The organism is Methanoculleus sp. UBA413 (assembly GCF_002502935.1).
Lineage (GTDB): Archaea > Halobacteriota > Methanomicrobia > Methanomicrobiales > Methanoculleaceae > Methanoculleus > Methanoculleus bourgensis.
In genome coordinates, this window is the sequence record NZ_DAQR01000121.1 from 16,997 (window position 1) to 24,707 (window position 7,711).

The window sequence follows — 7,711 nt, forward strand, 5'->3', positions numbered from 1 at the left end:
GCAAGGTCGTATCCGTCGAAGAGGGAGGTGTATTCGCTCTCGTTGGTGTACCGGACTGCACGCGGTCCATACGCAAACGAGTAGGTTACCGGGAACGGGAGCCAGTCGTAGGCGTCCTCCCGGGCGCAGCCTGCGCCAAAGACCAGCAACCGCCCGCCGCTCTCGACGAAACGCCGGATGCGCTCCTCCGCGGCCCTGAGCGCCGGGAGGAGGTTTGAGTAGGCCGGGTTTGCAAACCCCGTCGGCACGATGACCGAGACAAACCTGCCCCGCCAGAACGGGGAGGCGAGCATGTAGGGGTTGACCGCCTCGCAGCAGGCACCACAGTCCTCGATGAGCCTCGCAAACATCAGGGGGCCATCCCAGAGCAGCCCGGTCCTGCAGATCACCCTTTGATCACCCCGAGCGGCTCCAGCCGGGCGACGATACCGGAGAGGCCCACATCGTGCACGACACGCACCACCTCGTGGCTCGGCTTGTAGACTTCGGGCGCCTCTTCCGCAAGCACGGAGTCGCGGTGAGCCCGCACCAGGATGCCCTCTTGTGCGAGGTGCTCCCGAAGCTCCCTTCCCCGGATCGCTTTCTTCGCCTTCGACCGGCTGAGCACCCTGCCGGCGCCATGACAGGTGCTCCCCCAGGTCTTCTGCATCGCGGTCGCCGTGCCGTGGAGGAGGTAGGAGGACGTGCCCATGCTCCCGGGGATGAGCACCGGCTGCCCGACCGCGGCATACTCACGGGGGATGCCCGGAGCCTGGGGGCCGAACGCCCGGGTTGCGCCTTTACGGTGGACGCAGACCTCCATCGACGCGCCGTCGACATCGTGGTGCTCGAACTTGGCGACGTTGTGGGCGACGTCGTAGATGAGCCTCATCTCATCGTAGTCGATCCCAAAGACCTGCGCGAATGCTTTTCTGGCCTCGTGCATGATGACCTGCCGGTTTGCCCAGGCATAATTTGCAGCACAGGCCATACCGCCGTAGTAGGCGCGGCCTTCCGGAGAGTCGATCGGAGCGCAGGCAAGCTGCCGGTCGGGGAGGCGTATCTGGTATTTTCCAAGGGCGTTCTCAAGTATCCGCAGGTGGTCCGTGGCGACCTGGTGGCCGAGACCCCGTGAGCCGCAGTGGACCATGAAACAGATCTGCCCCTCAGCGATCCCGAATACGCTGGCCGCCTCCGGGTCGACGATCTCTCGTGCCACCTGGATCTCCAGGAAGTGGTTTCCTGCACCGAGCGTCCCGATCTGCGGCATGCCCCGCTGGCGGGCTTTGGCGCTGACCGAGTCCGGGTCTGCGCCCGGCATCGCGCCTTCTTCCTCGCACCGGGCGAGGTCTTCCGGGGTGCCAAGCCCGCGCTCTACCGTCCATCGCGCGCCATTCACCATGATATCGGTCAGTTCCTTGTTCGAGACCCGCATGGCGCTCCTTGCGCCCACACCGGTCGGCACGACGGAGAAGAGCGCCTCGATCAGTTCCCGTTTTTTGCCCGCGAGATCGGCCTCGGTGAGGGGCGTCGTGATCAGCCGGACGCCGCAGTTGATGTCAAACCCGACCCCGCCGGGGGATATGACACCTTCGGTCCTGTCAAACGCGGCAACGCCGCCGATGGGAAACCCGTATCCCCAGTGGATATCGGGCATGGCAAGCGAGTGTTTCACAATCCCGGGCAGGGTTGCGACGTTCGCCAGCTGGCGGACGGCCCCCTCTTCGAGGGTTTCTGCCAGTGCCCGGGAGAGGAAGAAACGGCCGGGCACGCGCATATCTGGAACGTATCCTACGGGGACCTCCCACTCGAGGTCTCCGATCTTATTGATTCCTTCAAGCATATCGATCCCTCAGATATCAAAGATGATGTCTACTACATAAGCATCTTCTTCTTTCACGATCTCGAGCCCAAAGTAGGATATACCCTTGATGAGCGTTCCCCCCGCATGCCGCGCGGGGTCGAAGGGCTCGCCCCTGACGACGGCGGAGAGCCGGGTGCCCTGGAGATCGACGTCGAAGGTGCAGAAGACGAGGTTCTCAGCATCGGTTATGAAGAGCAGTTCCGAGAGGTAGTCGATAAGGAGGGATTCGAGGTCTTCCGCCTCAAGGGTAATCTGCCGCGCGATACCCCGGTCCTCGCAGGGGCCGTACATCACGTGGAACATGGCCCGGCCTGCATCAGCGAAGACCTCGTTTATGGTTGCGCCCCGTACCCGCATGAGGACGTCGGCCGTATGATCCAGTTCTTCGAAACTCATGGTCTAGATCGCATTCAATATTTTCATGCGATTGTTGTGTCACGCGAAGACGCGAAGATCGCGAAGGGGACTATGCCATCCAGCAACCGAACTTCGCGTCCTTCGCGTGCGGCGATGATCATTCCCACGTACCCTCAAATTAAGATGAAACGGTCCACTAGAAGCCATCAAAGAATATCGGGATCATCCCCTTGTGGATAGAATCGATGTAGCGGGCCTGGTATTTTGAGATGTAAATGGTGTAATCACCGACAGGAACCTGCAGATCGGTCATCTTTGGCGGTTTTACTGATGTTGGTAGGAGAATGGGTCCACTGCAGGCTGTGCTCACCCGGAAGTCGCGTTTCCTCCCGAGGACGTATGATCTGACGTCTTCTGTGACATATATGCTTCGTGATGATGCTGGTTCCCGTGTATCGCTCTGCATGATTAGTCCCTCATATTGGTTCCGGGGGTAAAAAAAGTGATATGATCTAAATCGTGTACTATGTTGTTCCCAGGATATTTGTCACCACATCCACGTACTGGTCCTTCAGTTCGTAAATGGTGTTGGTTCCCTCCGCGTTCCGTCTCACGTGCAAGATGCCTATCCGGGCCGCGATGGTGCCAACCATGGATGCGACGGAGTGATAACTGATAGAGAACTGCTCCCGCAATTTCTCGTAGATCTGCGGTATCGTCAGGGATCGTATCTTCACGAAGAGGCTGAGCAGCTCATGCCGGATGCCATCCCGGTCCCGTGAGAGATAACCTTCGAGTCGAGTTTCGATCTCTCTTCTGAGCTCAGAGGGTGATCTCATATGTGTTTGTGATTCGGTATTTTATATATATCTTTTCTTTTCATCCATTTAATCGGAGATTCTGCTCCATGGCCGACTCCCGTCTGACGAAATCGGGCCAGGACTGCTATAACGCCCCTGTTGTCCAGGGAAGGATTTATGGCCGTCTTGAAGCCTTTTTGAGAGGATACAGGCCAATCCCTGTGGCCTCACCTTCACCCACGAAGGGGGAAGGGGCCGGATCCGGGTATTCCCTGGCTCACCCCGGGCAGCGAGCCGTGGTGGGTATCGCCACGGGGGGAGAGGAGAGGGGGCTCGCTCCCATTGGCGCGAACGCAACCATGGGTGCACTGCGTTCCGGGTTGGCTATCGGCGAGGTTCAAGCTCGGTTGAACCCCCATGTCGGTTCTGGTGAACGTGGAGTATCCCCCCTCTCACCCGGGCAGTGGACCGTGATGGCTATCGCCCTGGGGTGGGGACAGGGGAGGGGGACGTAAGCACCGCAGTCTCTGTTGTGCAACGGGTCCGGGAGAGCCTGGGCCCGGGGCGCGCTCCATTCTATCAGAGAGGAGCCGGGCCGTTACGAGACCATCGAGGCGTATTCCGACCCCTGTGCTATTGCCATGAGCAACCCTTTAACCTATCACTATCGTACACTAATACAGCATGGAATTTGTCAGATACGACGTCAACAAATACTCTCCGCGGCAGATGGTGACGCTGCCCCTCGTTCTTCTCCTCATTGCCGGGATGGTGCTAGGCTATACCACGCTCACCACCGGCCTGCCCCTGCAGCCGGGCATCGACTTTGCAGGAGGAACGGCGGTCACGGTCTTCACCTCAGACAGCAGAGAGACGATCGAGGCGACCTTCTCGGCGTATCCACTGTTATCGGTGGGCGAAGGTATCGGCAACGGGAAATACCTCCAGTTTGGTCCCATGGACGACGCTCAGTACCAGAGCCTCAGCGCGCTCATCAACGAGAAATACCCTGATGTGAAGGTAGATCAGATCGGGGAGACGTTTGGAAAGACGCTCCAGGACCAGGCCTTCTTTGCCGTGCTCCTCTCGTTCATCGGGATGTCTATCGTGGTCCTCATTGCGTTCCGGAACCTGGTGGCATCGGGTGCCGTCGTTCTCGCGGCGATCTCGGATATCACCATCGCTGCAGCAGTCATGCAGGTCATCGGCATTCCGCTTACCCTCGGGACAACGGCGGCCCTGCTGATGCTGATCGGCTACTCCGTGGACAGCAACATCCTGCTGACCACGCGGGTGCTCAAGCGCAAGGGGAAACTCGAGGATAAACTCTCCGGGGCCTTCAGGACCGGGATCATCATGACAACCACGACGCTCTCAGCCGTCGTCGTTATGTGGCTCGTCTCGACGGTAGGACAGATCCAGATCATCAGCGAGATCGGGGCCGTCCTCATCATTGGGCTCCTCGCATCTCTGATGAGTACATGGATGCTGAATGCAGGGATTCTCAAGGAATACTCCCGTCGGAGCGGTAGAAAATGAAACGCGAAACTATCATCGAACTCATCAAAGACTGGCGGGTCGCCCTATTGCTGGTGTTGGTCGCCGGGTCCCTCATAGGTATCTACCTGACCCCCCCAAACCTGGAGAAGGGGCTTGAGGGGAACCTCCAGTTCGGTCTCGACCTTGAGGGCGGTTCATGGCTGCAGATGGAATTCCAGTCTGTGGTCGTGGGTTACTCTACCGATAAACCGGTCGCGGACCTCATAGAGAACCTCCAGAAGAGCCTGGAGGCGGATGTCACCCAGATCGATGCAGACCACCTGGAGATCCGGAAGAACGTCTCCCGTGCCGATCTCGAACCGATATTTGCGGCATCGGGCGCAAAGATCGTCACCTACCATGAGGGTGTATCCCAGTACACCGCTGATGACGTCAAACGGATCCTCAGCAAGAAGGTGAACGCCCTCGGGATGCAGGATGCAAAGATCAACCTGCTCACCCCGACAGGAAGCGAGTATCCGCAGTACGTGCGGATAGAACTTGCCGGCGTGGATATGGCGACCGCGCAGGAGATCGTCGGCAAGCAGGGTATGTTCGAGATCCGGGTCCAGACCACCGGGAACCAGACCGAACACGTCCTCTTCGGGGACCAGATCACCAGCGTCAGCGTGCCGCAGAAGGACCCCTACTACCAGACATGGGGCGTTGGGTTCACGCTCTCTGATTCGGGCGCCCAGGCGTTCCGGGAGGCTGCCCTTAAATCCGGCGCGGTCGACAACCCGAGTGGCCACAACCTCGTGATGCTCCTCGACAACGAGACCGTCTACAGCGCCCCCCTCTCCGGGGAACTTGCGGCACAGATCCGATCGGCCCCGGTCAAGTCGCTCTCGGCCACCACCGGGACCGGCGATGCGGGGCTTGAGGATGCGATGACACTCGAGATTCACCTGCGCGCCGGCGCCCTGCCGGTGAAGGTGGACGTTGTCGGGTCCGGATCGGTCCCGGCGGCGCTCGGCGAGCAGTTCAAGACAACGGTTGCCATTGCCGGGCTTCTCGCGCTGCTCACCGTCGGAGTCGTCGTCTACTACCGTTACCGCGAGCCCTCGATCGTGATCCCGATGCTGGCCATCAACCTCTCCGAGATCATCATCCTGCTCGGCATCGCCCGGTTCATCCAGCAACTGGACCTCGCCTCCATCGCCGGCCTGATAGCAGTGATCGGTACCGGCATCGATCAGCTCGTCATCATCACGGACGAGGTTCTCCATGAAGGGCGCGTCCCGTCATCGAACCTCTACATGAAACGCTACGGGCGGGCGTTGGGCATCATTGTCGTGGCTGCAGCGACGGTCGTCATCGCCATGCTTCCGCTGGCGCTGATGGACCTCTCCACCTTGAGAGGCTTTGCTATCATCACCATACTCGGTGTCTTGATCGGTATCCTGGTCACGAGACCCGCGTATGGGAAGGTTATCATGGCGATCCTCTCAAAATAACAATCCTACAATACCTTTATTGCCCCGTTCACACACAGTGTGAATGGGGTTACAACCTATGGGAAAACCGGTTTTAATGGACTTCTACGCGGAATGGTGTGGTCCCTGCCACCAGCAGTCACCGATCATCGACAAGCTCAAACAGAAGATGGGTGACAAGGTTGAGATCAGGAAGATCGATGTTGGCATCGATTCCGAACAGACGCGGCAGTACGCCGCGAGATATGACATCCAGTTCGTACCCACACTCGTCATCGAGAAGGACGGAGCCCTTATCCGGAAACTGGTGGGCGTCCAGAGCCTCGAGACGCTGGAGAGCATCCTAAAGCCGCTGGTGGGCCAGTGAAGATCGGCATCGTTGGCGGAACCGGCGATATCGGGGAGGGCATGGCACTCCGGCTCTCACCGAAATACGACGTGATCGTGGGATCGCGCGAGGAGGCGAAGGCGATTGCAACCTGTGATGCATGCCGGGAGACCCTGCACGGGCAGGGACTGGAGTGCAGCCTGCTCGGTGTCACCAACCAGCGTGCGGTCGATGAGGGTGATATCGTTGTTCTTGCGATACCGTTCAGACACGTGGCCCCCACTCTGAAGACCCTGACCGGGTTTGAGGACAAGATCGTCGTAAGCCCTGTCAACCCGATCGAGCGGACAACCCACTTCTACTACGCCCCTCCACCGGAGGGATCGGCGGCGATGATGATCAAGGGGATGCTGCCTGCGAGCGCGACCGTCTGCGCGGCGTTCAACAATGTTGCCGCAAACAAGTGGAAGATGCTCGATGAGGAACTGGATTACTCGGTCGCAGTCTGCTGCGACGAAGACGAGGCAAAGCAGAAGGTGATGGACCTTGTCAACACCGTATCAAGTCTCCGCGCCTACGATGCGGGGCCGCTTTCCATGGCATCCATCGTCGAGAGCGTGACACCCCTCCTCCTCAACATCGCCCGCTACAACAGGATGAGAGACGTCGGCATCAAATTTGTATAAGATCACGTTATTTTCCAGGATTTTGCAGAGGAGTGTGGGGTCTCGCTCTCCGGTGCGAAGACCGCTCCCCTCCGCGGGGGTTTTCTACGGGCCCCCAGTTTTGCCCCAGGGCCTGTTGCCGCTTAAATCTATAAATCTCATAGTACCGCCTTGCGCACCCATCACCCTCTTCTGCGTGAGACGTTGGTACTCTCTATTACCACCTCACGCGAAGGACGCGAAGACGCGAAGGTGCGTTGCCGGGGATTATACCGAACTTCGCGGTCTCCCGCGTGAGACCAGAGTGCCCAGCCCGGCACGTTCCAAAAATCTCTCAAATAAGATGACACGATGTACTAGGACAGCGGGTCGCGGTGGATTTACACAACTCATCGTTTCACGGAGGGATATCGCCATGAGGAATGAGGCCGATAGGCGAAAGCATCTCCCGCCCCGCCCCCCGGTGGGCCGGGGGCAGCAGTGCGTGGCGATGGTGGGAAGCCGTGCTCCAGGAGAGGCTCCGGAGAAGACCTTCTAGAGGGGCAGGTGGAATACGGGGATAGCCCGGACCCGGTTTTCCCCGGACTTGTCCCCGGACACTGGACCGTGGTGGCTATCGCCTTGGAGGAGGGGACCGGGGAGGAGGCCCGTCCCCATTGGCGCGAACGCGACCATGGGTGCACTGCGTTCCGGGTTGGCGATCGGCGAGGTTCAAGCTCGGTTGAACCCCCATGTCGGTTCTG

9 protein-coding genes are annotated in these 7,711 nt (G+C 59.4%); 4 read left to right on the forward strand and 5 right to left on the reverse strand.

Features of this window, described 5'->3' with window-relative positions; translation table 11 throughout:
• The 5 genes from BP858_RS10405 to BP858_RS10425 form a co-directional block, all read right to left on the reverse strand.
• Positions 1-389, reverse strand: a 389-nt coding sequence (locus BP858_RS10405; RefSeq protein WP_286879444.1) for a hypothetical protein, incomplete at its 3' end; no start/stop codon positions are given.
• The gene (locus BP858_RS10410; RefSeq protein ID WP_286879445.1) at positions 386-1,822 is read right to left on the reverse strand and encodes an RtcB family protein; all 1,437 of its coding nucleotides are present in this window, start codon (positions 1,820-1,822) and stop codon (positions 386-388) included. The genes BP858_RS10405 and BP858_RS10410, both read right to left, overlap by 4 nt.
• Positions 1,823-1,831: 9 nt before the next feature.
• Complete coding sequence (locus BP858_RS10415; protein WP_062264889.1) at positions 1,832-2,239, reverse strand: archease; 408 nt, start codon at positions 2,237-2,239, stop codon at positions 1,832-1,834.
• 157 nt (positions 2,240-2,396) lie between these two features.
• Complete coding sequence (locus BP858_RS10420) at positions 2,397-2,666, reverse strand: hypothetical protein (protein ID WP_062264887.1); 270 nt, start codon at positions 2,664-2,666, stop codon at positions 2,397-2,399.
• A 58-nt stretch (positions 2,667-2,724) separates the two neighbouring features.
• Positions 2,725-3,039 (reverse strand): DUF2551 domain-containing protein, encoded by a 315-nt coding sequence (locus BP858_RS10425; RefSeq protein ID WP_281767788.1) that lies wholly within the window; start codon positions 3,037-3,039, stop codon positions 2,725-2,727.
• Between the two features lie 645 nt (positions 3,040-3,684).
• On the opposite strand from BP858_RS10425, the gene BP858_RS10430 reads away from it, so the two are divergent.
• The 4 genes from BP858_RS10430 to npdG are packed head-to-tail and all read left to right on the forward strand — an operon-like array spanning position 3,685 to position 6,989.
• Positions 3,685-4,539: a protein translocase subunit SecF gene (locus tag BP858_RS10430; protein ID WP_286879446.1), complete on the forward strand. Its 855-nt coding sequence runs from the start codon at positions 3,685-3,687 to the stop codon at positions 4,537-4,539.
• On the forward strand, positions 4,536-5,996 hold the full coding sequence (locus tag BP858_RS10435) for a preprotein translocase subunit SecD (RefSeq protein ID WP_281767786.1): 1,461 nt from the start codon (positions 4,536-4,538) through the stop codon (positions 5,994-5,996). The genes BP858_RS10430 and BP858_RS10435 overlap by 4 nt, the downstream gene beginning before the upstream one ends.
• A 58-nt stretch (positions 5,997-6,054) precedes the next feature.
• Complete coding sequence (locus BP858_RS10440) at positions 6,055-6,342, forward strand: thioredoxin family protein (RefSeq protein WP_281767894.1); 288 nt, start codon at positions 6,055-6,057, stop codon at positions 6,340-6,342.
• Complete coding sequence (gene npdG, locus BP858_RS10445) at positions 6,339-6,989, forward strand: NADPH-dependent F420 reductase (protein WP_286879447.1); 651 nt, start codon at positions 6,339-6,341, stop codon at positions 6,987-6,989. The genes BP858_RS10440 and npdG overlap by 4 nt, the downstream gene beginning before the upstream one ends.
• Positions 6,990-7,711: the final 722 nt, after the last annotated feature.

What these genes read in the sequence shown, in the direction of transcription:
- BP858_RS10410 (WP_286879445.1), bottom strand. Translation starts at nt 1,822, where the DNA reads ATGCTTGAAGGAATCAATAAGATCGGAGACCTCGAGTGGGAGGTCCCC.
- BP858_RS10415 (WP_062264889.1), bottom strand. Translation starts at nt 2,239, where the DNA reads ATGAGTTTCGAAGAACTGGATCATACGGCCGACGTCCTCATGCGGGTA.
- BP858_RS10420 (WP_062264887.1), bottom strand. Translation starts at nt 2,666, where the DNA reads ATGCAGAGCGATACACGGGAACCAGCATCATCACGAAGCATATATGTC.
- BP858_RS10425 (WP_281767788.1), bottom strand. Translation starts at nt 3,039, where the DNA reads ATGAGATCACCCTCTGAGCTCAGAAGAGAGATCGAAACTCGACTCGAA.
- BP858_RS10430 (WP_286879446.1), top strand. Translation starts at nt 3,685, where the DNA reads ATGGAATTTGTCAGATACGACGTCAACAAATACTCTCCGCGGCAGATG.
- BP858_RS10435 (WP_281767786.1), top strand. Translation starts at nt 4,536, where the DNA reads ATGAAACGCGAAACTATCATCGAACTCATCAAAGACTGGCGGGTCGCC.
- BP858_RS10440 (WP_281767894.1), top strand. Translation starts at nt 6,055, where the DNA reads ATGGGAAAACCGGTTTTAATGGACTTCTACGCGGAATGGTGTGGTCCC.